The following is a 24115-nucleotide window of genomic DNA, read 5'->3' as shown; positions in this document are numbered from 1 at the left end:
TCCTCCACTTCTTCTCCGAACGCGCTGTGTCGCACGCTCATTCGGGCGCGACGCTGGGCCACGCGGCCGGGCGCCGCTCGCGGAAGGAACGGATGCCCTCCGCCAGGTCCGGCTGTTCGAAGGTGGCCGCCTCCAAGGCGAGCGATAGCGGCATCTGCTCGTACAGGTCGCGGATCAACCGCATATTGATCGCATGTTTGGTCCACTCGATCGCGAATCGAGGGCCGGCGGCCAGTCCGCGCGCTATCTCTACGGCACGGTCCACGACATCGGCCACGGGCACAACCTCATTGACGACACCGAAGCGTTCGGCATCGGCGGCCGTCATCTTCTGCCCGGTCAGCAGGTACTGTTTGGCCTGCACAGTGCTCATCGCGGCCGGCCACAGCAACGTGCCGCCATCGCCGGCGACGATGCCCACATTCACGTGCGTATCGGCCAGCGTCGCCGTGTCCGCCATGACGATCAGGTCGCACGCCATCGCGATCGTCGCACCGAGACCGGTCGCAGGACCGTTGACCGCCGCGATGACGGGTTGTTGCACCGACAGCAGGTCGCGCAGGGTCAGCAGGCCGTGTTCGAGATTGCGTGCGCGATCCCGCCAGTCCGACTGGATGAACCCCGTCATCATGCCGACATCGCCACCCGCGCAGAACGCGTCACCGGCGCCGGTCAACACCATCGCGCCGATCGCCCGCTGGTTGGTCAGCGCAGCCAGCAACTCGCGGAACTCGCGGCGCAACACCACATCGATCGCATTACGCGCCGCCGGCCGGTCGAGAGTCGCCACCAATACGCGGCCGACGAGCCGGGTCCGGATCCGTTCGAACTCCGGCAGAATCCCGTTCTCAGCCATCGTGCTCGACCAGTTCGTGCTGGTCCGCGGGATAGAACTGGTGCGCCCAGGAGCGCACCCGGTTGAAGAAGCGACCTTCCTTAGGCGCGTAGTACGGCTTCGTCACGTACTTCTGGTGCGCCCAGATCTCGAAGTCGTTGCCGATCTGAAGATGCTGGCTCTCCATCATCCGCTTCGAACGCCCGGTGGGCTCCGTCGTCCCCGGCTCACGCGTACCCGCCGTCGTGCTCAGCAGCACCGACTCCGTCTTCGTCACCGGAGTCACCGCCACCACCTGGACCACAGTGAGGTCGTCGTCGACGATAACCCGATCAACGCCCAGTCCCAGTCCGTAGAGATTGGTGACGATCTGCGCGTTGACCGGGCCATTGGGTGTGAGCCAGGTCGAGGCCTTCCCACCACCGAGCTTCAGATCCATCGTCTCGTACAGAATATGTTCGCGTTCCTCCATTTCGGCCAGTTCGGACGGCTCGGCGGAACCATGCACGAACGGAAAATGATAGAGATCCGCAGTATTCTCGCGGGGCTGCTGCGGATTGAGCACCGCCGGACCCATCACCGCGGTAAACGGCTCGTAATAGCCCGCGTCGGAGTACTCCGGCACACCCGGAAACTCCCACATCGGCGGTCGACCGAGCGCATCATACCAGACGATGATCAGGCCGTTCATCTCGCGCAATTCCCATTGCCCGAGGCGAGCCTTCGGGTGCGTCATATCGACGAACGCGATCTCGGCATTGCGCCCCTCGGTATCCCACTGCCACCCATGCCAGGGGCAACGCAGGTTCTCGCCCATCACACAACCGCCGCGCCCCAGGTGCGCGCCCAGGTGCGGGCAATAGGCGTCGGTCGCAACCGGCAGGCCCGACTCGGTGCGATACAGCACGATGTCTCGATCGAAGTAGCGCAGGGTCTTCACTTGGCCACTGGCGAGTTCCTTCGACCATTCGATCTGGAACCATCCGGTGGGAAACGTGGTGTACGGCCACCCTTCCACGTCGCCTCCTCTCATTGTCTACCAACCCGTTGGTTGATACAGTACGCTGAGACTGTGGCGTGATGTCAAGCCGATGGCAGACAGCCGCAACCATCCACTGAATCGCGACAACCGGGAGTGTGAATGAACTCAGCCATGACCGTCCCTGAGTCGACATGCCCGCTGTGTGCGATCGTCGCTGGACACGTGCCGAGCCATCCGATCTACGAGGACAAGCACACCCTGGCCGTCCTGGACCGGCAACCCGCCGTGGCCGGCCATGTCCTGCTGATGCTCAAAGCACACGCCAACTATCTCGATGACCTGCCGCCAGAGATGGGGCGCGATCTGCTCGCCGTGACGCAACGTCTACAGCGAGCGATTCTCGCCTCTGACCTACCCGGTGCCGACGTGAAGATGTTCCTTTCCGACGGCGAGCCGGACTACAAGCACGCGCCGCATGTGCACGTGCACATCTTTCCTCGCGACGGGGCCGACGAGATCGAGCCCGACCACGTCGTCTCCGACGACGAACTCGCGGCGACGGCGGCCCGTATCCGCCAAGGGGTCCGGGCCACCGACCCGGTCGCGCCTTCTGCACCGGCAAGCGACGGCCACCGATCGATATTTTGGCGCGACATGCGCCTCGAGGAGGAGTACCGATGAAGTTGGTCTTCGACGACGAACACGACCAGTTGCGCGACTCGGTGCGCGGGTTCCTGGCAGCCAAGTCGCCCGAGTCCGAAGTGCGGCGCCTGATGGCGACCTCCGACGGCTACGACCCAGCGTTCTGGTCACAGCTCACCAAGGACCTCGAGCTCACTTCGCTGATCGTGCCGGAGCGCTTCGGCGGGGCGGGCGCGGGACAGCGTGAACTCACCGTCGTCTTCGAAGAGTTCGGACGCGCGTTGGCATGCGCACCGCTGTTCTCGACCGTGGCGATGGCGGCCAACGCGCTACTGGCCAGCCAGGACGAGCAGGCGCAGCAGCGCTACCTGCCCGGGATCAGCGACGGCTCGACCACGGCGACCCTGGCCCACCTCGAAGCCGACGGCCACTGGGGCCCGGACACGGTGACCTTGACCGCGACCGAGCGCGACGGCCGGTGGAGCCTCACCGGCAGCAAAGTTTGGGTTGTCGACGGGGCGACCGCCAACCTCGTTCTCGTGACGGCGCGAATATCGGCCGGTATCGGCCTGTTCGCGGTGACAGCCCCCACTGCCGGGTTGAGCGCGGAACCCGCCGAGCTCGTCGACCACACCCGCAAATACGCCCACCTGCAATTCCACGACGTCACCGCTGAGCTCGTCGGGGAATCCGACGATTCCTGGCCCGATATCCAGCGGGCGCTGGATCTGGCGGCAATAAGCCTCGCCGCCGAGCAACTCGGCGGCGCACAACGCCTACTCGAGATGAGCACGGAATACGCCATCTTGCGCTCCCAGTTCGGCCGCGCCATCGGCAGTTTCCAATCGATCAAACACGCCTGCGCCGACCTGCTCCTCGCGGTCGAAGGCGCACGCTCGGCCGTCTACGAAGCCACCTGGGCAGCCGACGAGGACTCCGCCGATCTGCGGGTTGCTGCGAGCCTGGCACAAGCGGTCACCTCGGAGGTGTACTACCACGCCGCCAAGACGAATATCCAGATCCACGGCGGCATCGGCTTCACCTGGGAACATCCCGCCCATCTGTACTACCGCCGGGCGAAATGCTCCGAACTCTATCTCGGCGATCCGGCGCACCACCGCACAGTGATCGCTGAACAGCTCGGTCTCTGAGCCGATCCACTGATTGCCCACGACATTTCGACGACTCGATGTCCCGGTCGAACGGGAACAGAACGGACGCCAACACTCATGACGACCGAGGCCACCTCGCTCGAATTGGCCACCTCGCTCGAACCGGTCGGGGCCGGCATCGCCAAAGTAGCACTGTCCCCGGCCTGGTGGATCGAGGGCACTGCGTATGGCGGCTACCTCGCCGCGCTCTTGCTCCGGGCCGCACAGGCCGAATGCGGGCAGGATCAGCGGCCACTGTCGCTGACCGTTCACTTCATCTCGGCGGTGCGCCCCGGTCCAGCCGAGGTCCAGACACGCGCCGTCAGTGCAGGGCGATCGAGTTCCACGGTAACCGCCACTCTGTCGCAGGGCGGATCGTGCCGGGCCTTCGCCGTGGTCGCGTTCGGTCGTGATCGCGGCGGGCCGCTGCTCGACGAGCACTCGATGCCGGTCGGTGATCCGCCTGAGCTGTCCGAGCCGCTGACCGTACGGGCCGAGGTGCGAGCGCGGTTCCCGCTGCATGCGCGGTTCGAACGACGGCGACTCGCCGAAAGTGCCCGCAAGACATTCGATGTCGGCGGTTGGATCAGGCTCAGTGACCCGCAGCCACTGGACTATCTCTCGGCCGTCACATTCCTCGACTCTTGGGTGGCCGCGGCCACGACGAAGGTCGCGGCAAGTCGGATGCTCACACTTGTGTACTTCGTACAGTTCCTGTGCCCGCTCCCGTTGGAAAACGAGCGCTCGCGGGACTATGCGCTGGCGGTGTTCCGGTCGGGATCGGCGCGCGACGGGTACGCCGAAGACGACGGTGAGTTATGGAATCAGCGCGGCACGTTGCTCGCGCGGGCCCAGCAAGTCGTGGTGATCGGCGTCTGAGCGGAGCCGATCACCACGGCGCCGGTCGAGTCAGCGCCCCTGCCACCGCGGCGAGCGCTTCTGCGCGAACGCGCGCGGCCCCTCCTTCGCATCCTCCGAACGGAAGACCGTGCGGATGAGGGGGCGCTGAAGAGCCCAGAACGCCTCTTCGGTGTGGTTGTGCTGGGCCTGGATCAGCTCTTTCGACGCGGCCACCGACAGTGGCGCATTACGGGCCACCCGATCGGCGATCTCGAGTGCCTTCTCGAGTGACCGTCCGGCTTCGGTGAGATGGTTGACCAAACCGATGCGGTACGCGGTCGGCGCGTCGATCTGATCACCGGTCATCGCCAGTTCCATCGCCATCCCGTGGCCGACCCGGCGTGGGAGCCGAATCAGACCACCGCCCGCAGCGAACAAGCCAACCTTCACTTCGGGGATCCCGAACTTCGCGGTCGCGGACGCGACCATAATGTCGCAGGTCAAAGCCAGCTCGAAGCCGCCGGCCAGGACGGGACCCTCCAAGGCGGCGATCAGTGGCTTGCGGCTGCCGTTGGCATAGAATTCGTGCAATCCCTTGGGCAGGCCGACCTTCGCGAACGCCTTCAGATCCATCCCCGAACAGAAGGCCGTCGGCCCACCGGTCAGAATCCCGACCGCGAGATCGTCGGAGGTGTCCAAACGCTCGACCGCCGCACCCAGACCCGCAACGAGTGCGGTGTCGATGGCGTTCACCGCGGCGGGCCGATTGAGGGTGATGACGAGAACTCGCCCTCGGACCTCGGTCAATACTTCATTACCCGCGTCACCGGCAGGTTCCTGATTCATCGCAGTACTCATTTCGGCTGCAATCGGATGCCGCCGTCGAGCCGGACGACTTCGCCGTTCATGTAATCGTTGGTGATGAGCTCGGTGGCCAGCGTCGCGAACTCATCGGAGCGGCCGAGTCGACGCGGGAACACCACGCTCTCCCCCAGCTTCGCCTTGAACGCCTCGGCCTCCTCACCAGTGCCGTAGATCGGAGTGTCGAACAGGCCCGGCGCGATTGTGTTGAGCCGGATCCCGACGACGGCGAGGTCGCGGGCGATAGGAAGCGTCATTCCGACGACCGCCCCCTTGGAAGCCGAGTAGGCCGCCTGCCCGATCTGCCCGTCGAACGCCGCCACCGAAGCGGTGTTCAATATTGCACCACGCTGGCCGAACGAGTCCGGTTCGGTCTTGGCCATCTCCTCCGCGGCAAGCCGAATGCAGTTGAACGTGCCCAAGACGTTCACTCGCAGCACGAAGTCGAACTTCCCGAGGGCCAGTGGCGTTCCCTGCCGATCCAGTGTCCTGGTCACCCTGGCGACACCGGCGCAGTTGACCAACACTCGCAGCGGTCCGAGGTCGGCCGCGGCGGCGACCGCCTGCGCCACCTCACCCTCATCGGTGATGTCGGCGGAGACGAAGACACCGTCGATCGAATCTGCCACTTTCTGCCCGATTTCCTGCCGGTCGAGCACCACGACCCGAGCGCCTCGGTCGGTGAGGGCACGCGCGGTGGCTTCCCCGAGTCCCGACGCGCCTCCGGTCACGATCGCAGATACACCTTTGATGTCCAACTAAGCCTCCTCGTGATAGGCGGTGCTTCGACCGCATGGAACCACGATAGCCCGAAAACCACCCAACCAGTTAGTTGAACTAAATCACAAAGTTCCGCCATTCGACTGTACCAACCGGTTGATAGAGAGATATGGTGGCCATGGATCTGTTCCGAGACAGGCAAGGTCAGGGAAGTGAGTAGCGTGCCAGGTCAATTACCCTTCGTCGACTATCTAGTCCTCGGCGATGCACCCCATCTGCGGGCCGCCGAATGCTCGTCGTGCCGGGCGCGCTACTTCGACCGCCGAAACGCCTGCGCCGCCTGCGGACGCGGCGAGTTCGAACCTGTCGAGATCTCGCGAACCGGCACCGTCAAGGCCTTCACCATCGTCTCGGTCGCCGCACCCGGTGTACCCGTACCGTTCGTCGCGGCGGTGGTCGACTGCGCGGGGACGAGCGTTCGAGGCAATATCGTCGGCTGCCCGCCCGACCTGGATCATGTCGGACTCGGCATGTCCGTCCGGCTGTCCACCTACTCACTCGGAATCGACCAACTCGGTAATGAAGCAATCGGATTCGGGTTCGAACCGCTGGAAAGCGAGGCGCAGGCATGAGCGACGCAGTGTGGATCCTCGGGATCACGATGACCAAATTCGGAAAATACCCCGATAAGGACATCGTCGACCTCGCGGCCGAGGCCGCGCTCGGAGCCCTGGCCGACGGCGGCGTGACTATGCGCGATATCGGCGTGCTCGCCTACGGCAATCTGATGAGCGCCAACTCGATCGGCCAGCAGCTGCAGAAGCAGATCGGCCAGACCGGAATTCCCGTGTACAACGTCGCCAACGCCTGCGCCACCGGAGCCACCGCGCTTCGGGTGGCCATCATGGCGATCCGAGCGGGCGAATGCGATATGGGCATGGCCGTCGGCGTCGAGAAACTCGCCGGGGCCGGTCTGCTGGGCAGCGCCGGCGCACCGGTCAGTGAACCGACGACCTGGACGGCCAGTGGCAGGTTCGGCGCGCTCGGACCGATCGAGGGCAGGATCGGCACCCAAGGGATGCCCGGGGTCTTCGCGCAAGTCGGCACCGAATACGGCCATACCTATGGTGGTGCCGATTTCGAACTGTTCGCGCGAGTCAGCGAGAAGAACCACGCGCATTCGACGCTGAATCCGCTCGCGACCTACCAGAAACGATTTTCCCTCGAAGAGATCATGAACGACACCATGGTCGCGTATCCGAACACCAGACCGATGTGCTCGGCCAACTGCGACGGCGCGGCGGCGGCAATCCTGGTGAGCGATGCGAAACTGCGGACGCTATCGCTGGAACAACGTCGGCGGGCAGTGAAGATCTCGGCCTCGGTGCTCACCTCTGATCCGTGGGAAGAAGGCTGTCAGGTACTGCCGAACGTCAACACGCTCACCCGCGACGCGGCACGTCAGGCCTACGACCAAGCCGGCATCGGCCCAGATGATCTCGATCTTGTCGAATTACACGACTGCTTCGCCACCGCCGAGTTGGTGCACTACGACAACCTCATGTTGTGTGCTCGAGGCGGTGCGGTCGACTTCTTCAAATCTGGTGCCACCTGGCGCCACGGCAGCATGCCGGTCAATGTCTCCGGCGGCCTCCAATCGAAGGGGCATCCGATCGCCGCGACCGGTATCGCAAACGTGTGGGAGATCTGCCACCACCTACGCGGGGAAGCGGGACAGCGCCAGATCGAGGACGCACGGGTGGGTCTGGCTCATGTCATCGGCCTCGGCTCAGCCTGCGGCGTACACATTCTGGAGCGGTCGGCGAATTCGTAGCCAAAGCAGAATCTCTTCGACCAACCCGGATAGTTGATCGAAGAGATTCTGGTTGGGCACGTATGCCAGTTCGAATCGGGACTCAAACGCCTCGATCGAGCCTTCACGAGGAACTTCGGGCAGCACTGTGTGGAGAAACCACACAAGCCCCGCTCAGCTGACGCGCAGCAAGTCCTTGGCGATTGCGATGGTCTGGATCTCGTCGGTGCCGGCGTAGATCTGCAAGACCTTGGCATCGCGCGCGAGTTGTTCCACCCGGAACTCGCTCATATATCCATTGCCACCGTGGATCTGCACCGCTTCCATAGCGACATCCACCGACGCGCGCGCCGAATACAGCTTCATCGCCGACGCCTCCGCCAGACTGACGCCATGCCCTGTGGAGAGGGACTCGATATAGCGAAAAAGCATGTTCTGCACGTTCAGCCTGGCGATTTCCATCTGTGCCAGCTTGTGCTGGATCAACTGGAACTCGCCGATCGGGTGCCCGAACTGGACGCGGGTACGGGCGTACTCGATTGATGCCTCGAGGCACTTCTCGATAATGCCCAGTGCCATCGCGGCGATACTCGCCCGCTCGGAGGCGAAGGTCCCCTTGGCGCCGTCGCGACTGGTGGACTTCGCGCGATCCGGCCGGCCCGCCAGCAATCGATCGGCGCCAACGCGCACGTCGGAGACGAACAGCTCGCCGGTCGGCGAGGAGTGCATACCCATCTTGCGCAACGGTGGTGTCTGCACGAGCCCCGGCATACCCCGATCGAGTACGAACGACAGTATCCGCGGCCGCGATCCGTCCTGCCCGGATCCGGCCTCCTTGCAGATGAACACGATGGTGTCGGCATGCGGACCGTTGGTAATGAAGGTCTTCGAGCCGTTGAGGACGTACTCGTCACCCTCGCGAACAGCGGTGGACTTCATACCGCCGAACGCATCCGAGCCCGAGCCTGGCTCGGTGAGCGCCCATGCGCCGACCTTGCGCAAGGTGACCAAGTCCGCCACCCACCGCTCGATCTGTTCGCGGCTGCCCGACTTCATGATCGCACCCGGCGTCAGGTTGGTCGATACTCCGAGCGCGGTCACCATCCCGGGTGAACACCGACACAACTCGACCAACGGCAACAACACGGCAGCCAGCTCGGTCGGGTCGCGCCGCTTGTCGCTGGTCGATGACGCCGATGGGTCAAGGGCCCTGCGATAACGCTCTTGGGCCAGCTCGGCCATCCCGAACGAGGTGTACATCTTCCGCAGAATGTCATAGGGCGCCAAGTCCCCGTGTTCGAGCTCGTCACGGTGTGGCTCGATCTCGGTCTGCACGAAGCGACGCAGACTGTCGCGGATCAGTCGCTGCTCCTCGGACCAATCGATCATTTCTTCACCTCTGTACTTGGTTTGGATCGGCTGGGCAGCGATGTCGGCGGACCGATCACTTCAGCGGCCCAGAAAGCGTGGTTCCCGCCGTTCGCGCGACGCGCGAATACCTTCTTTGAAGTCCTCGGTGCGTCCCAGCAGCAACTGTTGCTCCAGCTCTCGCTTGGTTGCCGCACGCACCCGGTCGGCGAGGTCACCACGCAGTGTCTCCCGAGTCGCCCGCACCGAGAGCGGCGCGCACGCAGCGATTTCGGCCGCGAACCGTCTCGCCTCGGCCGCCAGATTCGGCTCATCGACGAGCCGGTCGCACAGACCGATGGCCAGCGCCTCTGCGCCGTCGACGCGCCGCGCTGTCATCAGCATCTCCGCTGCTCGCTGCTGTCCTACCACAGCGGGCAGCGTCACCGTGATCCCGAAACCGTGGTGCAGGCCGAGCCGGGTGAAGTTGGCCCAGAACCGGGTGCTGGGGCAGGCCACCCGGAAGTCCGCGGCCAAGGCCAATCCCAGTCCGCCGCCGACTGCGGAGCCCTGCACCGCGGCAATGATCGGCAGCGGGGTCTCGAGGATGCCCGCGGCGTGCGCGTACAACTCTTCCGGTGCCGAACGCTTGTCGTTGCCGAAGTCCATTCCGGCGCAGAAATGCTTGCCCTCACTGGCGAGAACGACAACCCGGGCGTTCTTCTCCGCGGCGAAGGTCAACGCGCGGCGCACGTCGCCGACCGACGCGGTATCGAAGAAATTCGACGGACCACGGCACAGACGAACGGTCCCTATGGCGTCGTCGTCGACCTCGACCGACACGTCGCCGAAGTCGGTGACAACCTTCATGACGCTCCCCAACGCGCTGTTTTCATCAGGGCCGACGCAGATCGCGCAGACCGGGCAGGATCTCACCGGCGAATATTGTCCGGTACTCGTCGGCCGATGCACGGTCGGACCCGCGCACCGATGTCGAGACGAGCAGGCGGTCGATTCCGAGGTCGAGTAGCTCGGCGATCTGGTCCAGGCAGCGTCGAGGCTCCCCGGTAACCGCGTAGCTGTCGATGAACTCGTCGGTCAGCACCTGCGCCTGCGGCGACGTATCGCGGAAATGGCCGTTCATGTCGTAAGTGCTGTGGATGTCCTGCAGTACTCGTTTGCTCTCTTCACTCACGTTGCCGACCGCTTCCCCGTGCATCACCGAAAACCGGGCGAATGAAGCCACGTCGCCGGAGATCAACCTGCGTGCTTTGCTCTGGTCGCTCTCGGGAACAACGCTGACATACAGGCCCAGTGACAACGTGTCCGGATCCAGATCAGCCGCCGCCCTGGCCGACCGTGCACGGTCGATAGCCCATTTCACCCGGGTCGGGTCGACCCCGACCGCGAAGTTGATGCCGTCCGCGGTTCGGGCCGCGGCATCGATGACTTTCGGTCCAGTGGCTGTCGCATACACCGGGACCTTCGGCAAGTCGGTGCGAATCCAGGACATGACACTGGACGTCGGGGCATTCACCAGCCCCAGCGTCTCCACATCACGAACACCGGCTTGCAGGTGCGCTGAGCGTTCGAAGGGCACGTCCTCGCCGCGCAGGTAACCCTGGACACGCGAAAGATAGTCCTCGAAGCGCTTCACGCTCGCGGGAGCAAGGCCCAGATGCGCGAGCGCGGAGTCCCCTCGACCGATACCGAGCACGGCACGGCCCTTGCTCTCGGCCTGCACGCTCGCAATCGCACATGCCGTGATCGCAGCGTCCCTGGTCACCGGGTTGGTTACCGACGGCGCGACCTTCAGCGTCGACGTCGCGGCGGCAACCGCCATCATGGTGACGTAGGGATCCGAACTCAAGTTCTGCGAGTCGCTGACCGTGATCCCATCGAAACCCAGCTCCTCGACGATCACACCTTGCCGAGCTGTCCATCGCGGTATCGAGAAACTACTGTTCCACACCTCCAGTGGCGGGCGTCCGATGCTCACGTGTTCTCCTTTTGTGCTGGCTGAGGTTTTCTGCCGCGACTCGGCTGCGTCGCCTCCTCGATCACGGCTTCGATCATCGATGCGTCAAATCCCAATTCGGTGAGCACCTCGCTGGTGTGCTCACCTGAAAGCGCTGCCGGCCGTCGCACGGTCGGCTCGGTCGTAGCTGCCGTGAATCGCACCGGCTGCGCAGTAACTCGATACGGACCGGCGACCGGGTGGGTTTGTACGGGTAGTGCGTCCACGAGATCGTCGAGACTCGCGACCGGTGTGGCCGGGATGCCGGTTCGCGCACAGAAATCCAGCCAATGCGCGGCGGTTTCCTTGGCGACGATTTCTGCGACGTCGCGGTACAACGACGCGGCATGGCGCACCCGGGAACGAGCCGAGGCGATCCGCTCGTCGTCCTCCAGATCCGCGCGACCGCCGGCGCGGAACAGATCCTGGTAGTTCTGCCTCGAATAGGGCAGCACACTGACCCAGCCGTCGAGCGCACGCTGCGGGCGGCGTTCGGAATTCAGGATGCGCTGGTAGCCGGCGGGTGTCTGGGGTGGGAGGCCGATCGCCCCAGCGCCATGTTCGACGAGCATGAAGCTCGACATCACATCGACCATCGGCACCTCGACGTGCTGGCCCTGGCCGGTGCGGTCACGATGTATCACCGCGGCCATCACGGCATAGGCGATCGTCAGGCCACACACCTTGTCGGCCAGGATTGTCGGCGCGAACTGAGCCGAACCGTTCGCACGCAAGCCCGCATCGGCGACCCCCGTCGCGGCCTGGATGATGTCGTCATATGCCGGTCGGTTGGCGTCGGCGGAGTCCGATGGCCAGCCTTGTGCCTGGCAGTAGATGATGTCGGCCCGTAACGCCGTCAAGTCGTGATAATCCAGGCCCAGCCGTGATATTGCGGCTGGGCGAAGATTCGTGACAAAAACGTCGGACGTCTCGATGAGCCGCAGCAATGCCGCCCGCCCGGCGGGCTGTTTGAGGTCGAAGACCACATTGCGCTTGTTACGCAGCAGATTCAGGGCGATGCCCGACAGCTGTGCATGCGGACCTGGTGTCATCACCCGGCTCAGCGTGCCGCCTGGTTCCTCGACGGTGATCACATCAGCCCCGAGATCGGCCAGGATCTGCGTCGCGTAGGGCCCCATGATCACCGATGTCAGATCGACGACTGTCAGGCCGGCCAGTGGCAGCGTCATGTGAATCGGCCCTCCACGGTCGCGCGTCCCAGTTCCAGCCGTGCCCGTCGTGGTGAACCGGCCACGGCCGAATGCGATAACACCCGGTTGAAGTACCAGTTGAGCTGATAGTCGAGCGTGAAGCCGATACCGCCGTGTGCCTGCAGCGAGGTCTCCAGTGCGCGGCGAGACGCCCCGACCGTGAAGCTGAGTGCGAGGTCCGCCGCGTAGCGTGCGTCGGTTTCAGTCGCGGCCGTCGCGACTCGGCGGGCGCCTGCGAGCGCCGCTGACTCAGATGCGTAGACATCGATCCACGCATCCGCCAGCAGATGCTTCATCGCCTGGAAGCCGGCGATCGGACGCCCGAACTGCACCCGCTGCGTGCCATAGTCGACCGCAAGGCGCACCGCCCCGGTTGCCAGGCCCGCCAACTCGGCGGCGGTCGCCATCCGAACGAGGGTCGCAATGGTCCGCTCGGCCTGCTCGGCTGCCGAGCCACGTACGAGTACAACACCCTCCGCATCCCGCAGGCTGATTTCGGCAGGCATGTCCAGGCGGTCGTGGGACCGCATCGGCTCGACGCGGACACCGGGTTGCTCTCGCTCGACAAGGACATAGCAGGGCCCATCAGACGACGAGGCGCTCACGACGAACGCGTCCGCCACGACACCCGCCGGCACCGCGATCTTGGTCCCGGTGAGCCGACCGGCCGTCAGCTCGACACCGGCCCACACATCATCCTCGGGGTGACGCTCATCCGATCGGGTGGCGAACGCGAGCAACCGCTCGCCGTCGGCGAATGGGGCAAGCAACTCGGCGCCCTCCGCTGCGGCCAGTACTGGATACGAGATCGCGAGGGCGGCGAGCGGGATGGGAGCGGGGTGCCGTCCCAGGGCTCCGAACAGTGCCGCCAACGTCGGCGCCGCCTGTTCTGGACGCTCGCATTGCGCGATCCACGCCCACCCGAGTTCCGCCGCTCTCTTCCACAGGTCTCGCGCACGCTCCGGCGGTACCCCGCCGATCGGTTGCTCGCCCTCGAGCGGCCATTGTTCCGACAGAAAGCGCTCGGCCACTTGCACGAGCTGGACGATGTCGTCCGCGTCCGCCGCGGACTCTGCGCCGGTCATCCGCGCGGCTCCCTGGGCAGGCCGAGCAGTCGCTCGCCGATGATGTTGCGCTGCACTTGCGCCGTGCCTCCATAAATGGACGCCGCGCGTCCGTAGAAGTAGTCGTGCGACCAGCGGGTCGAATCCAGACCGTGTGGACGACGCCCTGGCAGATGCGCCCACGGGCCGAGGCAGTCACGTGCAAAGCCGAACAGCGATTGTTCGAACCGGGTGAGCATCGCCTTGTCGAGCGAATCGACGGGACTGGGTGCGTCGGGAGCCGATGTCATCCGCTCGACGATCCGATCGCATTGCGCGTCGAGTGCAAACAAATCTGTCGCCAGGTCTCCGATCGACACCAGTTGGTCGTCATCGATCGGCCCGCCGGCCGACAGCTCCGCGACAAGGTCGTCGAAGGCCACCGACAGGTCCGCAGCACGACGCAATACGAGCGAACCGCGCTCGGAGGACAAGGTGTGCGACGCGTAGGACCAACCCTTGTCGACCTCACCGACCACAGCGTCTTCCGGTAGGAGCACATTGTCGAAGAACACCTCGCCGAACTCGGTGTCACCGTTGAGCTGGGTCAGCGGGCGGACAGTTACCCCAGGCAGCGCGAGTGGAACAATCAGGTAGGAAATGCCATGGTGCGGCTTTGCCGCCGCGTTCGTTCGGGCGAGTACGGCGCACTTGGTGGCCTTGTGTGACCAGGTGGTCCACACCTTGTGACCGTTGAGCAGCCAACCATCGGCTACTCGCTCGGCACGAGTTCGCAACGAGGCAAGGTCCGAACCCGCTTCGGGCTCGGAGAAACCCTGACACCATATGTCCGCACCGGAGAGCACACGAGGAAGTAGCTCACGTCGCTGCGATTCCGAGCCGAAGGCCACGATCGTCGGCCCTACCACCTCGATACCCACAACGCCCGCCGGGCGAGGCGCGCGGGCGCGGGCCAGTTCGCGATTGAAAGTCGCTTGGTGCAGAGCGGTCAATCCCCGCCCACCGCACTCGACGGGCCACGTCAAGCCCAACCACCCAGCGTCGGATAAGCAGCGCTGCCACCGGCGCAGGTCATCGAATCGCCGCTCGCTGTCTTCGGTCGGCTCCGGCGGCTTCTGCTCGGCCAGCCAGGCGCGCGCCTCGAGCCGAAACTCCGCGACGGGCACGATCTGATCGACGCTGCTCATGCCCGACCCCTGTCGATCGCTGAGAACGGACCCGCATCGACGCGTGGTTCCTTGGGCAGCCCGAGTACTTGCTCGGCGATCGTGTTGCGCTGGATTTGATCGGTGCCACCGCGGATAGATAGCGATGGCGACGTCAGCACGAGGTCGGCCCAACTGTCGGCCGCGCGCGTACCGGCGATGCCCTGCAGGTCGACCGCCAGGTCGGCCACCGCCTGCAGATTTTTGGCCATCCGCAACTTCCCACCGGCGCCCGCCGCGGCCGCCGACTTGCCACTCGCGGCCAGCGCCGCAGCGCGTCGACTCGTCAGCTTGGCAACCTCCAGTTCACACCAGACCCGCACGAGTCGATCCCGGTAGACGGGACGGCCCGCGATATCGCTGGAACGGGCCAGCTCGACAAGCCGCTGCCGAATACCGGCACCGGTGCCACTGCCCTCCGCGCCGAACAGTTGCCGCTCGAAGCCGAGAATCGTGCGAGCGACATTCCAACCGGCACCCGGAGCGTCGATCCTGGACGAGTCCGGCACGAATACATCATCGAGGAAGACTTCATTGAAATGGCTGTCGCCATTCATCTGCCGTAGCGGACGAACGTCGATTCCGGACGATTTCATATCGACGGCGAACGCGACAATGCCCGCGTGCTTGGGTAGATCGGAATCAAAGCGCGCAAGCACAATCCCCAGATCGGCGTAATGCGCGCGACTGGACCATATCTTGGTGCCGGTCAGCCGCCAGCCGTCACCATCGCGCTCCGCACGGCAGGCCAGACCGGCGAGATCCGATCCGGCACCCGGCTCGGAAAAGAGCTGACACCAGATCGTCGCACCCGACTTGATATCGGGTAGCCACCGCGCGCACTGCTCCTCGGTCGCGTGCTGCAACAGCGCTGGACCGACGAGCGCCAGACCTACCTGGAAGGGGTACAGATCCGGCGGATGAAAACTGTCGAGCACTTGCCGCACCACGCGCGCCTCGGCCGGGGAACAATCCCGGCCCCCGAATCGAGTGGGCCAGCGCGGCACGACCCATCCGGTCGGGGCGAGCACCCGCAAGAATTCGCGGGGGCCTTCGATGTCATCGCTACCCGCGCCGAGCACAGTCGGCGGCGCCGCGACATACCCGACGAGACAGTCGGCGATCTCGGCCGACACCTTGTCTCGCAATGAGACCGGCTCGCTCGATGTAGTCAAGCCACGCTCCTCTCAACCAACCTGTTGGTTGAGCGTATGACGCGATGTGGCACCCTGTCAAAGGCTCTGGCTGTGATCGAGCCGATAGCGGCGTGCGCGCAGGCGTCCTCGAACACCTTTACGTCGCGACTACCGGAACTGAACATCAGCGCGACCGGTGACCCTTCCGGCGTCACAAGGCCACCTACCTCGACATCGCGAGTCGTCATCCGCGCCGGACCACGGACCGCCAAGGTGTACCGCAGGAACTCATCGATCGCCGCATGGGAAGAAGCTCCGGGTCCCCGACCATGCGACGCCGCTGCTCCGGATGCTCAGCCAGCGCGTTCGCCGTCGTCTCGTGCCCGCGCGATCATCAGCAGCAGAAACATCCCGCGCAACTCGTCTTCGGGCGTGGCCCGACCACCGATATCCGCGGTGAGCACGCCGAGAGCACATCACCCTGAGGCTGGGCATGGCGCGCCTCGAGCTGCTTATCGCAGCAGCGCAACATCTCCCGGCGATATGCCCAGCACGCCGGGCATATCGCCGCCCAAGGCAGTCTCCGATGTGGCCGTCCCGAGACCACTGTGATGCTGGGTCACCGGCCACAGTCCACGAACACTGGTCAACCGGATCGATTTCCGATCGGAGGCGGGATTTATGAGCGGCTACGCCGACGGTCCCTATCGGACGCCGGAGGCGGTATGGTCGTCATTTCCGCTGCCTCTCGTGAGGTCTGCGCTGCCGAGGCGCGGCGCGCGGTGTTCAAAACCGCAGTAGGTCGCCAGTGGCCCACCGACCTAGATTGCGGCCTGCGCTGCGGCCCACCGGTAGTCGACCTTGCCCACCGCGCTCCGTTGAACGGCAGGCACGAAGATCACCGCCTTCGGTACCTTGAAATCGGCGATACGCTGACCACACCAGGCCCTCAGCTCCTGCTCGCTCACGCAGGCACCAAGCCGTACCGCGACAATGCACACAACCTCGTTACCCCAACGCTCGCTCGGCCGACCGCACACGACCGCGTCCGCCACCGCGGGGTGCGCTTTGACGGCGGCCTCGACCTCCTCGACGAATATCTTCTCGCCGCCGCTGTTCACGGTGGCACGATCCCGCCCGAGCAACTCGACGACATTCGAGTCCAGCAGCCGCGCACGATCGCCTGGCACGCTCAAGCGCTCACCATCAATGACCGGGAACGACTCGCGAGTCTTTTCCTCATCGCCTAGGTAGCCCAGCGGAACACGCCCGCGGCTGGCTATCCAACCGATCCCGGTGTGCCCGGCGCCGAGCAGACTGCTGCGATCGTCAGCCACCACAACTGTTCCCGCCGCGGGACGAAAGCCGCGTTCTTCGGCGCCGGTCGTGTCCCGAGCTTCCGAGCGCCCTTGAATACCGGACTCGGATGATCCGATCGTCTCCACGATCCGCAATCCGGGAATCGTGGCCAGCAGCTGCTGCTTATGTGTGGGCTGCAGCGCCGCACCGCCACTCACGAGGTAACGCAGCGACGCCAGCGCTCGCGGTCTCTGGTGGAGTTCCGCAAGCAGCGGCACCGCGAACGCATCACCGACAATCCCCACCTGGGTGACGCCTTCGCGCAAAACCGTATCAACCACATCGGCAGGATCGAAGCGGGCTGTGTCGCTCGGCAGGACCACCGCATTGCCCGATGTCAGCGCCTGCAGCGCGCCCCACTGTGAGGCACCGTGCATCAGTGGCGCGCATGGCATTACTCGTCCCCCCACCGCGGGCAGACTGCTGATGAACTGTTCGATCGAAGCCCATTCCCGACGATTGCGTCGATCTTGCAACCCACATGCGGTCACCGCGATATCGGCTTGACGCCACAGCACGCCCTTCGGCATTCCGGTCGTTCCGCCGGTGTACAGCACGTACAGATCGTCGGCGCGTGGTGTGACGTCGATTACGGGCTCTACTGCGGCCAATGCCTGCTCGTAGTCGATAGCACCGGGCAGCAGTGGCTCACCGGAATCATCGGCGACCTGCAGCAGGAGTATGCCCGCCGACTCGGAGCCCAGTGCTTCTCGCAGCACCGGTGCGAACGTCGAGTGGAACTGGATGATCGCGGGCCGAGCATCGCGCAAGAGATAGCGGAGCTCGTCGACCCCGTACCGATAGTTGATATTGAACGGCGCCACTCGTGCCCGGTACGCGCCGATCATGCCTTCGAGATACTCGGGACTGTTGTGGAGGTATTGCGCCATCAGGTGCTGCCCGACCTCATGTCCGGCGAGCTCCGAGCGCTCGGCGAAACAGCCGAAACCCCGATCACTGAGAAACCGAGCCAAGCGACGAGCACGAACGACAAAGTCGCTGAACGTCTCTCGCCTCATCCCGTGAATGATCGCCGGACGATCAGGGAATGTTCGCGCGACAAGCTCGATCGTGGAGGCGAAGTCGAACTCGATCCCACTTCGCGCACGGTCGGTCATTCACCACTCCCCTCAGGCGTAACGCGCATCTCTGAAGACACTGGGCCGGTTGAATTCGGTTCGAAGCTATCAGCGACCACCTCCCGGAGTCAACCAACGGGTTGGTAGATCACCGATCCCGTTGTCGACATCGCGGGCGGCAAGCGTGCTTGGAGTTCGCTTGCCCCACGCCGGCCGCACCACCCCCATGACGTGGCACACACGCATAAGTCAACCAACTAGATGATTTACACTCGAGGGCACCCGGCGATATCGTTCCGCAGATGTGCCGGGGCCATCGGCCGGGGGGAATCGATAGTCTGGAGAAAGTCATGGCCCTGCTCGCCCCCGCCTCGGACTCCCCGATCGACTCGGTGAGTCCGGCCAACCTAAAACCGGTAGAGAATGTTGCCGTCACTCTTGTTCTAGACAAGATCGAGATCTGGTCAACGGGCTTCGACCTGCTCGGCGAAGCTACTGTTTACCTCAACCGCAAAACGCCAAGGGATTTTGCGTGCTCGACGACACCACGCCGACACTGGGATTCGCCTGCACTATCGCGGTCCGGGCGACCTGCTCTCTGAGACGCCGAGTACCGATCCGTGGGATTTCTTGTGACCGATACGACGTCGAGCCCAGCGAAGAGGAGACCGAACCACCCCGATCCGAGGACACCACACGCGACTGGAGACAGCCGAAGCCAACTACACGGTTACGCAAAGTGGACGCCCTGCCTCGAGGCATACCAGCGACATACGGCACCCTTTCATAGCTGGTAATCGGCTTCAATTATCAGCTGTCCTACTGAAAACCGCAGGTCGTACCCGTTCCCATGTTCGGTGTGCCCCGCCGGGGGCACCAAACCTGCGACACGTTTCCGCAGTTCAGCGGGTGCACCTGACCCGCACGTCGCCTCCGGATCGCCGACGAAACCGAAAACGTGCAGGTCAAACAGTTGCCCTGGTACGAGCCCCCAGGAAACACAAAACATGGGCAACCCGGCCGATAACTCACCGGGATTCATGACCCGCCAACTCCCGAGCAATCCGCCTGCCATTTCAACAGTGCGGCAAGCGCTTTCGCCTGCGCAGCAGCGTTACGCTCCCCCGCCACACCACCGACATACCGAACCTCGAAAGACACGCTCAACCCATCACACACCACACCCGCACCCCGATCCACAGACGTCCCGAGCTGACCACCGTCCGATCGCACGGCCGAGGGCGGCGGAGACGTATTGCGAGACCTGCCTCGGGCACGGACCACGGTGGCTCGTGATCGTCGCCGACGGGTCCAGCAGATCGAGAAGATCGTCGAGGACGCCGGGATCAAGTTGTCGTCGGTGGCCACCGACAATCATCACATCATGGGAATGTCCGGGAGAGCGATGCTGGAAGCGCTGATCGCCGATGACACCGATCCGGCCGCGATGGCCGATCTGGCCCGCTGCGGTTGCGCGGCAAGATCCCCACGCTGACCGCGCCCCCGACGGGCCGGTTCGCCACTCATCACGGGTTCTGGATCCGCATGATGGACCCGGCACAGTGGCCTCATCAGGTCAGCTGTCAGGCGTCGATTGCGCTCGGGGCTTGGCGCATGACACCTCGTTTTCCATGGTCCGGTTGCGCAGTTGGTAGAGGCGTTCGGCGTAGGCCAGATCATCGCGCCACAAGCGTGCCGCGGCCCGGCTCATGAGGGGGCGTAGCAGTGGCACCGCATGGCGCGCGACACGAAATCCGGGACGGGCCGAGGTGGCGATGATCGCTTCGACGACGTTCGTGCGTGGGTAGCCGTCGGCACCGGGTCCGACCGGTGTGGTATGGGTTTCGACGACACTGCCGGCGCCTTCTCCCGACAGGATGCGCATGACGATGGTCCGAGGGTCGGGACAGACGAACTCGGCTTCGACGGGCACACCGAGATGCCTCGAGACACGGAAGGTCACCGCTATCACGAACCGGTGATCGTTGTCGGGGGTCGGCGTCTCGGTGACCTCGAGCCGGGCGAACGAATACGGATGGAACCATGCTCCGTGCCAGGGGTCGAGCCGGTTTGCGATGATGTCGGCGGGTTCGCAGGCGCCGGTCAGGGTTGTCACGGCGTGTACCCGGGTATCGGCCGGGCGTGTGGCGAGAACCGGCGCGTCGGTGGGCGGTTCGCCGCCGACTGTGTCCAGTCGTACCCAGGCCAGGACGCCATCGTCGTAGCTCGCAAACCGCTCCCACCGCGGGGCGCATCGGCTGTCGATGCGCAAGCCGTGCCAGCGGCATATCAGTGCACCGTCGCTGACGTGCGCGGTGGCCAGGTCTGCACCCAGGTGCGGGCACGCGCCGGGTCCGGCGTGCAGTTTTCCTCGGGTATCGCGCCACGCGACAATCTCCACACCGGCGACAGTTGCCCCGAAGGGATGCGCGGTGGTGATGTCGCGGCTGGCGGCGATGACGTACCAGTTTCCGGAGGGGCGACGCAGCACCGCGGACAACGTGGATCGGATCAGATCGGGCTGAGCCTGCGCGTAGGTCGGCCGCTGCTCGGCCCAGGTTTCGGGTGAGAAGGGTTGCAATGGAGAGGTTTTCCACCAATGCGCGGGAATCTGCGGAGTGAACTTCACGACTGTATCCTTCGGTTCGCGAGTGTGCGCAGTACCCAGGAGCGTCCCCGGGTCGGTACCGTCTGCAGTCCGTGCCCGGCCGCTCCCCACCGATTCAGCAGAAGATTGGCCGCGGTCCAGCCGGTCGTGGCGGCACGTTCCATGAGAGCGACCGGAAGATCGATGCGGATGCCGTCACCGGCGAGGACGAGGTGTGGGTCGGGGGTGCATACGCCCGGACGGTTCGCGAAATCGCCCGGAGCCAAGCGTGGGCAGTCCTGCCGCCACACCGCTGTCTCGCCCACGATGGTAGCCCGCAGGGTTTCGGGGTAGATCCGGTGGAGCCGAGCCAACATCCGTGCGCGCAGGTCGTCGGGTTGCGCATCGCCGGCTACGGCGTAGGCGTGCAGTTCCACGACGCTGCCTCCGCGGCGGCGTGCCCAGCTCGCCGCCTGACGCTCGTATCGGTCCAGGACACTGATGTTGTCCACCGGGCTCAGGCCACCGGTCGCGACGAAGGCGGGACGGTCGGCGTGCACCGGCCGGTCGAGCCACAACCGGTGCACCAGAAATGGGGGAGCGATGTGCAGTCCTGCGATGCGTGCGCGCCACGGCGGATCGCCGAGGTCGGGTGAGCGCGCGACGATATCGCGCAAACCGTCGACGTCGGTGGCCAGCACGACCGCGTCGGAGTCCAGGGTGGCGCCGGTGGTGTCGTGGAGCCGCAAGCGGTGATCCGCGTGGCGGTGAATGCCGGCGATGGTGACGCCGGTGTGGATCGTGACGGTGCCGGGCCGGCCGGGGACGTGCGCGGCGGTCAGGTAGTCCCGCAGTGGCTCCCAGAGACTCGTGTCGAAATTGTCCTCGGCGACATCGAAGATCAGTCCCTCGCTCGATCCGAGGAAATAGATGTGGAACATCGCGGCGAGTTCGGCTGCGGACATGTCCTGTGGGAGTGCGAAGAAGCTGCGGGAGAACACGTCGAAGGCCAGATGCCGCGCCGCGGTGGGGAAACGTACTCGGTGCAGGAAGGTTTCAGCGTCGCAGTCATCGAGCTGGGCGTAGATGTCGGGGACCGATACCGCGGCCAGCGGTGCGGCTGCGCGCGTATCGAGATGCGCCAGATCGCGGAGCCGGAAGGTCGGGCTGCGTATCGCGAACGCGAGCGCATTCCATGGCGGCCTGCGTGGCAAGTGGCGGAAGGTGTCGCGGCGGCCATCGGCATCGATCAGCGGGTAGTCGTCGACCGGGATCAACCGATGTAGACCAGGGTCGCTGCGGCACAACAACTTTCGCAGGTTGTAGTACTGACGGAAGAAGGCGTGGAAGCCTCGGTTCATGCTTACGGTGCTGCCGTCTGCGAGCCGCTCGTTCCAGCCACCGACCCGACCGCCGAGAAAACGTTCGCGCTCGATGAGGTCGACGGTGACGCCGCGCTCAGCCAGCCCGGTTGCCGCGGCCAAACCGGCGATACCCGCCCCGACGACGGCCACGCGTGGCGGACGGCCTGCGGCGGCGAGGTCTTGTCTTCCGGGAGCGGCGGGGTGACGGACCCGGCGGGGATCGGTGCCGATCGATGTCCGGCCGTGGTGGACCGAGGTGGTCATCGTTCACCGCTTTCGCGTTGTCGCAGGTGTTCCCAGATCAGCAGTACGAACGTCACCAGGGCGAAGCCGAACAGGAAGTCTTCGAGCGGTATGTTCAGGGGCGCTCGGATACCGGTGATGTGGGCGGGGTTGTAGGCGACGGTCGGTGGCTCGCCGTGCGTGAGCCAGCCGTCGACGGGAACCTGGAATGCCAGCACGATCGCCATGGTGACCCAGTACCGGGGACGCCGGAAAAGACCTGTGCGGAGCACGATGACCTCGACGATGCACGTGGCCGCGACCGCACCCAGGGCGGGGAGGGTATAACCAGGTCCGAAGGTCATACGGCCCGTCCGAGGCGACGAATACGAGCGGTCACGGCGGCAACGCCCTCGTAGGTCAACAATCCACACAGCGGAATCACCACGAAGAACAACACCTCCTCGATCGGCAGTCCGCCGGGGACGGTGAAACCGATCACCTGGCGCGAATCGAAACGCCACACCCCGTGCTCTGTGGCAAGAATGTCCCAGCCGAGGAACGGCACCGCGACGGGCGCCACCGCGAGCAACGTCCGGCGAGGGCGTCGGTAGACCCCGGAGCCGAGGAGTTCCAGGGGCGCGGTCGAGACCAGGCACGCGGCCAGCATTGTCAGATAGTGCCAATGCCCCATGTCAGCCCGCTTGCTCATCAGGATGGGAAACCGGCCGCAGCGCAGCACGCTGGGCCGGCGCCCACGAGTGCCTGCGGAACCAGAGAGCATGTGCGAGACCGCGACCTCCCACCACTGCCCGCCGCGGAATACCGACGCGAGCACGATAGGAGAAGATGTCGAAGTCGAGGGCCTCTATTCGATCGAGGATCTCCGAGTACAAGGTGAGCGCGGCGGATACACAGGGGCGGGACCGCGGATCGAGCAAAGCGATGCCCGCCCGGGCGTAGGTGTAGACCTCACGGGTGTGCTCATGCTGAGCGAGGAGGGCCCAGCGGACGCGGTGGTCGGTGCGACGGTGCGCCTGGCACCACTGCAGCAGATCGCGGTCGACATCATGTGCGGCGAGCTCGTCTGCAGGTAGGTACACCCGGTCGCGGGCCAGGTCCTCGTCCACATCGCGCAGAAAGTTCGTCAGCTGGAACGCCTTTCCGAGTGCGGCCGCGTACGGGGCGGCCACGTCGGGCGGCGATACCGTGCCGAGCACCGGCAACACCTGCAAGCCGATGACCTCGGCGGACCCGTAGATGTATCGGTCGAGGGCGCGCCGATCCGGATAGTCGGTCACCGTGAGGTCCATGCGCATCGAAGCCAGGAACGCCTCGAACAGTGCGCCGGGGATCCGGTAGGACCGCGCGGTGTCCAGTACCGCAGGCAAGATCGGGTCGGCATCGGCTTCACCGGTGCGGAGCCGGTCGGCGAGGGTGTCCAGCTGCGCGGCGCGCTCGGCGGTGGGTCGGGTCGGGTCGATCTCGTCGAGGATGTCGTCGGCGCGGCGCGCGAAACCGTAGAGCGCGTGGATCGCAGGGCGCTGATCGGGTGCCAGCAGCCGGGTGGCGAGGAAGAAGGTCTTGCCGTGGCGGGCGTTGAGAATCCGGCAGGCCCGATACGACCGCCGAAGTCGCATATCGGTGCGGCTGTCGCGCACGTATGCGTTTCGAGGCATG

General features: G+C 65.0%; 25 protein-coding genes. 6 read left to right on the top strand and 19 right to left on the bottom strand.

What is annotated here, in order from left to right; genetic code table 11:
• Positions 1–37: 37 nt before the first annotated feature.
• Together NV1_RS28695 and NV1_RS28690 are read right to left on the bottom strand one after the other, a co-directional pair.
• Positions 38–856, bottom strand: coding sequence for an enoyl-CoA hydratase/isomerase family protein (locus NV1_RS28695; protein WP_067898168.1), 819 nt, complete (start codon positions 854–856; stop codon positions 38–40).
• Positions 849–1868, bottom strand: a complete 1020-nt coding sequence (locus tag NV1_RS28690) for a Rieske 2Fe-2S domain-containing protein (protein ID WP_084525872.1) — start codon at positions 1866–1868, stop codon at positions 849–851. The genes NV1_RS28695 and NV1_RS28690 overlap by 8 nt, the downstream gene beginning before the upstream one ends.
• 120 nt (positions 1869–1988) lie before the next feature.
• Here NV1_RS28690 and NV1_RS28685 point away from each other — a divergent pair, with 120 nt between their 5' ends.
• The 3 genes from NV1_RS28685 (at position 1989) to NV1_RS28675 (ending at position 4489) form a co-directional block, all read left to right on the top strand.
• On the top strand, positions 1989–2498 hold the full coding sequence (locus NV1_RS28685; RefSeq protein WP_169813428.1) for an HIT family protein: 510 nt from the start codon (positions 1989–1991) through the stop codon (positions 2496–2498).
• Complete coding sequence (locus NV1_RS28680) at positions 2495–3610, top strand: acyl-CoA dehydrogenase family protein (RefSeq protein ID WP_067898158.1); 1116 nt, start codon at positions 2495–2497, stop codon at positions 3608–3610. Before NV1_RS28685 ends, NV1_RS28680 begins: the two co-directional genes overlap by 4 nt.
• A 78-nt stretch (positions 3611–3688) precedes the next feature.
• Positions 3689–4489, top strand: a complete 801-nt coding sequence (locus NV1_RS28675; RefSeq protein ID WP_067898154.1) for an acyl-CoA thioesterase — start codon at positions 3689–3691, stop codon at positions 4487–4489.
• 30 nt (positions 4490–4519) lie between these two features.
• On the opposite strand, the gene NV1_RS28670 is transcribed toward NV1_RS28675, so the two are convergent.
• Entirely contained in the window at positions 4520–5296 is a 777-nt protein-coding gene (locus tag NV1_RS28670; RefSeq protein ID WP_245713972.1) for a crotonase/enoyl-CoA hydratase family protein, read from the bottom strand.
• A gap of 8 nt (positions 5297–5304) precedes the next feature.
• The gene (locus NV1_RS28665; RefSeq protein ID WP_067898149.1) at positions 5305–6069 is read right to left on the bottom strand and encodes an SDR family NAD(P)-dependent oxidoreductase; all 765 of its coding nucleotides are present in this window, start codon (positions 6067–6069) and stop codon (positions 5305–5307) included.
• A gap of 183 nt (positions 6070–6252) precedes the next feature.
• Here NV1_RS28665 and NV1_RS28660 point away from each other — a divergent pair, with 183 nt between their 5' ends.
• Both NV1_RS28660 and NV1_RS28655 read left to right on the top strand, forming a co-directional pair.
• Positions 6253–6663, top strand: coding sequence for a Zn-ribbon domain-containing OB-fold protein (locus NV1_RS28660; RefSeq protein ID WP_067898146.1), 411 nt, complete (start codon positions 6253–6255; stop codon positions 6661–6663).
• Positions 6660–7865 carry a thiolase family protein gene (locus NV1_RS28655; protein ID WP_067898143.1) on the top strand — a complete coding sequence of 402 codons (1206 nt, stop codon included), beginning with the start codon at positions 6660–6662 and terminating at the stop codon, positions 7863–7865. The genes NV1_RS28660 and NV1_RS28655 overlap by 4 nt, the downstream gene beginning before the upstream one ends.
• Positions 7866–8018: 153 nt before the next feature.
• Here the strand turns inward: NV1_RS28655 and NV1_RS28650 are convergent, their stop codons facing one another.
• The 10 genes from NV1_RS28650 to NV1_RS28615 form a co-directional block, all read right to left on the bottom strand.
• Positions 8019–9233, bottom strand: a complete 1215-nt coding sequence (locus NV1_RS28650) for an acyl-CoA dehydrogenase family protein (protein WP_067898140.1) — start codon at positions 9231–9233, stop codon at positions 8019–8021.
• A gap of 60 nt (positions 9234–9293) precedes the next feature.
• On the bottom strand, positions 9294–10061 hold the full coding sequence (locus NV1_RS28645) for an enoyl-CoA hydratase/isomerase family protein (RefSeq protein ID WP_067898137.1): 768 nt from the start codon (positions 10059–10061) through the stop codon (positions 9294–9296).
• Between the two features lie 25 nt (positions 10062–10086).
• Positions 10087–11190, bottom strand: coding sequence for an LLM class flavin-dependent oxidoreductase (locus NV1_RS28640; protein WP_169813427.1), 1104 nt, complete (start codon positions 11188–11190; stop codon positions 10087–10089).
• Positions 11187–12398: a CaiB/BaiF CoA transferase family protein gene (locus NV1_RS28635; protein WP_067898131.1), complete on the bottom strand. Its 1212-nt coding sequence runs from the start codon at positions 12396–12398 to the stop codon at positions 11187–11189. The genes NV1_RS28640 and NV1_RS28635 overlap by 4 nt, the downstream gene beginning before the upstream one ends.
• Positions 12395–13504: an acyl-CoA dehydrogenase family protein gene (locus NV1_RS28630; protein ID WP_067898127.1), complete on the bottom strand. Its 1110-nt coding sequence runs from the start codon at positions 13502–13504 to the stop codon at positions 12395–12397. The genes NV1_RS28635 and NV1_RS28630 overlap by 4 nt, the downstream gene beginning before the upstream one ends.
• Positions 13501–14670 carry an acyl-CoA dehydrogenase family protein gene (locus NV1_RS28625; RefSeq protein ID WP_067898124.1) on the bottom strand — a complete coding sequence of 390 codons (1170 nt, stop codon included), beginning with the start codon at positions 14668–14670 and terminating at the stop codon, positions 13501–13503. Before NV1_RS28625 ends, NV1_RS28630 begins: the two co-directional genes overlap by 4 nt.
• Positions 14667–15863, bottom strand: coding sequence for an acyl-CoA dehydrogenase family protein (locus tag NV1_RS28620; protein WP_084525869.1), 1197 nt, complete (start codon positions 15861–15863; stop codon positions 14667–14669). Before NV1_RS28620 ends, NV1_RS28625 begins: the two co-directional genes overlap by 4 nt.
• The gene (locus NV1_RS46960; protein WP_373864667.1) at positions 15860–16120 is read right to left on the bottom strand and encodes a hypothetical protein; all 261 of its coding nucleotides are present in this window, start codon (positions 16118–16120) and stop codon (positions 15860–15862) included. Before NV1_RS46960 ends, NV1_RS28620 begins: the two co-directional genes overlap by 4 nt.
• Positions 16121–16177: 57 nt before the next feature.
• Entirely contained in the window at positions 16178–16288 is a 111-nt protein-coding gene (locus NV1_RS45200) for a cytochrome P450 (RefSeq protein ID WP_218027229.1), read from the bottom strand.
• Between the two features lie 357 nt (positions 16289–16645).
• Positions 16646–18301 (bottom strand): AMP-binding protein, encoded by a 1656-nt coding sequence (locus NV1_RS28615; protein WP_067898118.1) that lies wholly within the window; start codon positions 18299–18301, stop codon positions 16646–16648.
• Positions 18302–19547: 1246 nt separating this feature from the next.
• Here NV1_RS28615 and NV1_RS28610 point away from each other — a divergent pair.
• Positions 19548–19757 (top strand): hypothetical protein, encoded by a 210-nt coding sequence (locus NV1_RS28610; RefSeq protein ID WP_067898116.1) that lies wholly within the window; start codon positions 19548–19550, stop codon positions 19755–19757.
• Positions 19758–19838: 81 nt separating this feature from the next.
• On the opposite strand, the gene NV1_RS28605 is transcribed toward NV1_RS28610, so the two are convergent.
• From NV1_RS28605 to NV1_RS28585, 5 genes are read right to left on the bottom strand one after another with little or no spacing between them, the layout of a single operon-like run.
• Positions 19839–20891, bottom strand: coding sequence for a Rieske (2Fe-2S) protein (locus NV1_RS28605; RefSeq protein ID WP_067898113.1), 1053 nt, complete (start codon positions 20889–20891; stop codon positions 19839–19841).
• Positions 20888–22477, bottom strand: a complete 1590-nt coding sequence (locus tag NV1_RS28600) for an FAD-dependent oxidoreductase (protein WP_067898111.1) — start codon at positions 22475–22477, stop codon at positions 20888–20890. Before NV1_RS28600 ends, NV1_RS28605 begins: the two co-directional genes overlap by 4 nt.
• Positions 22474–22800 (bottom strand): lycopene cyclase domain-containing protein, encoded by a 327-nt coding sequence (locus tag NV1_RS28595; RefSeq protein WP_067898108.1) that lies wholly within the window; start codon positions 22798–22800, stop codon positions 22474–22476. The genes NV1_RS28600 and NV1_RS28595 overlap by 4 nt, the downstream gene beginning before the upstream one ends.
• Positions 22797–23147 (bottom strand): lycopene cyclase domain-containing protein, encoded by a 351-nt coding sequence (locus NV1_RS28590; RefSeq protein ID WP_157117432.1) that lies wholly within the window; start codon positions 23145–23147, stop codon positions 22797–22799. Before NV1_RS28590 ends, NV1_RS28595 begins: the two co-directional genes overlap by 4 nt.
• Positions 23131–24114, bottom strand: coding sequence for a phytoene/squalene synthase family protein (locus NV1_RS28585; RefSeq protein ID WP_067898101.1), 984 nt, complete (start codon positions 24112–24114; stop codon positions 23131–23133). The genes NV1_RS28590 and NV1_RS28585 overlap by 17 nt, the downstream gene beginning before the upstream one ends.
• Position 24115: the final 1 nt, after the last annotated feature.

Source organism: Nocardia vaccinii NBRC 15922, from assembly GCF_001613305.1.
Lineage (GTDB): Bacteria > Actinomycetota > Actinomycetes > Mycobacteriales > Mycobacteriaceae > Nocardia > Nocardia vaccinii.
Note: the sequence above shows the minus strand (reverse complement) of the source record. Positions and strands in the feature narration are given on the sequence as shown.

Coding starts and splice junctions, on each gene's coding strand:
- NV1_RS28695 (WP_067898168.1), bottom strand. CDS start 856: ATGGCTGAGAACGGGATTCTGCCGGAGTTCGAACGGATCCGGACCCGG.
- NV1_RS28690 (WP_084525872.1), bottom strand. CDS start 1,868: ATGAGAGGAGGCGACGTGGAAGGGTGGCCGTACACCACGTTTCCCACC.
- NV1_RS28685 (WP_169813428.1), top strand. CDS start 1,989: ATGACCGTCCCTGAGTCGACATGCCCGCTGTGTGCGATCGTCGCTGGA.
- NV1_RS28680 (WP_067898158.1), top strand. CDS start 2,495: ATGAAGTTGGTCTTCGACGACGAACACGACCAGTTGCGCGACTCGGTG.
- NV1_RS28675 (WP_067898154.1), top strand. CDS start 3,689: ATGACGACCGAGGCCACCTCGCTCGAATTGGCCACCTCGCTCGAACCG.
- NV1_RS28670 (WP_245713972.1), bottom strand. CDS start 5,296: ATGAATCAGGAACCTGCCGGTGACGCGGGTAATGAAGTATTGACCGAG.
- NV1_RS28655 (WP_067898143.1), top strand. CDS start 6,660: ATGAGCGACGCAGTGTGGATCCTCGGGATCACGATGACCAAATTCGGA.
- NV1_RS28650 (WP_067898140.1), bottom strand. CDS start 9,233: ATGATCGATTGGTCCGAGGAGCAGCGACTGATCCGCGACAGTCTGCGT.
- NV1_RS28645 (WP_067898137.1), bottom strand. CDS start 10,061: ATGAAGGTTGTCACCGACTTCGGCGACGTGTCGGTCGAGGTCGACGAC.
- NV1_RS28635 (WP_067898131.1), bottom strand. CDS start 12,398: ATGACGCTGCCACTGGCCGGCCTGACAGTCGTCGATCTGACATCGGTG.
- NV1_RS28630 (WP_067898127.1), bottom strand. CDS start 13,504: ATGACCGGCGCAGAGTCCGCGGCGGACGCGGACGACATCGTCCAGCTC.
- NV1_RS28625 (WP_067898124.1), bottom strand. CDS start 14,670: ATGAGCAGCGTCGATCAGATCGTGCCCGTCGCGGAGTTTCGGCTCGAG.
- NV1_RS28615 (WP_067898118.1), bottom strand. CDS start 18,301: ATGACCGACCGTGCGCGAAGTGGGATCGAGTTCGACTTCGCCTCCACG.
- NV1_RS28600 (WP_067898111.1), bottom strand. CDS start 22,477: ATGACCACCTCGGTCCACCACGGCCGGACATCGATCGGCACCGATCCC.
- NV1_RS28595 (WP_067898108.1), bottom strand. CDS start 22,800: ATGACCTTCGGACCTGGTTATACCCTCCCCGCCCTGGGTGCGGTCGCG.
- NV1_RS28590 (WP_157117432.1), bottom strand. CDS start 23,147: ATGAGCAAGCGGGCTGACATGGGGCATTGGCACTATCTGACAATGCTG.
- NV1_RS28585 (WP_067898101.1), bottom strand. CDS start 24,114: ATGCCTCGAAACGCATACGTGCGCGACAGCCGCACCGATATGCGACTT.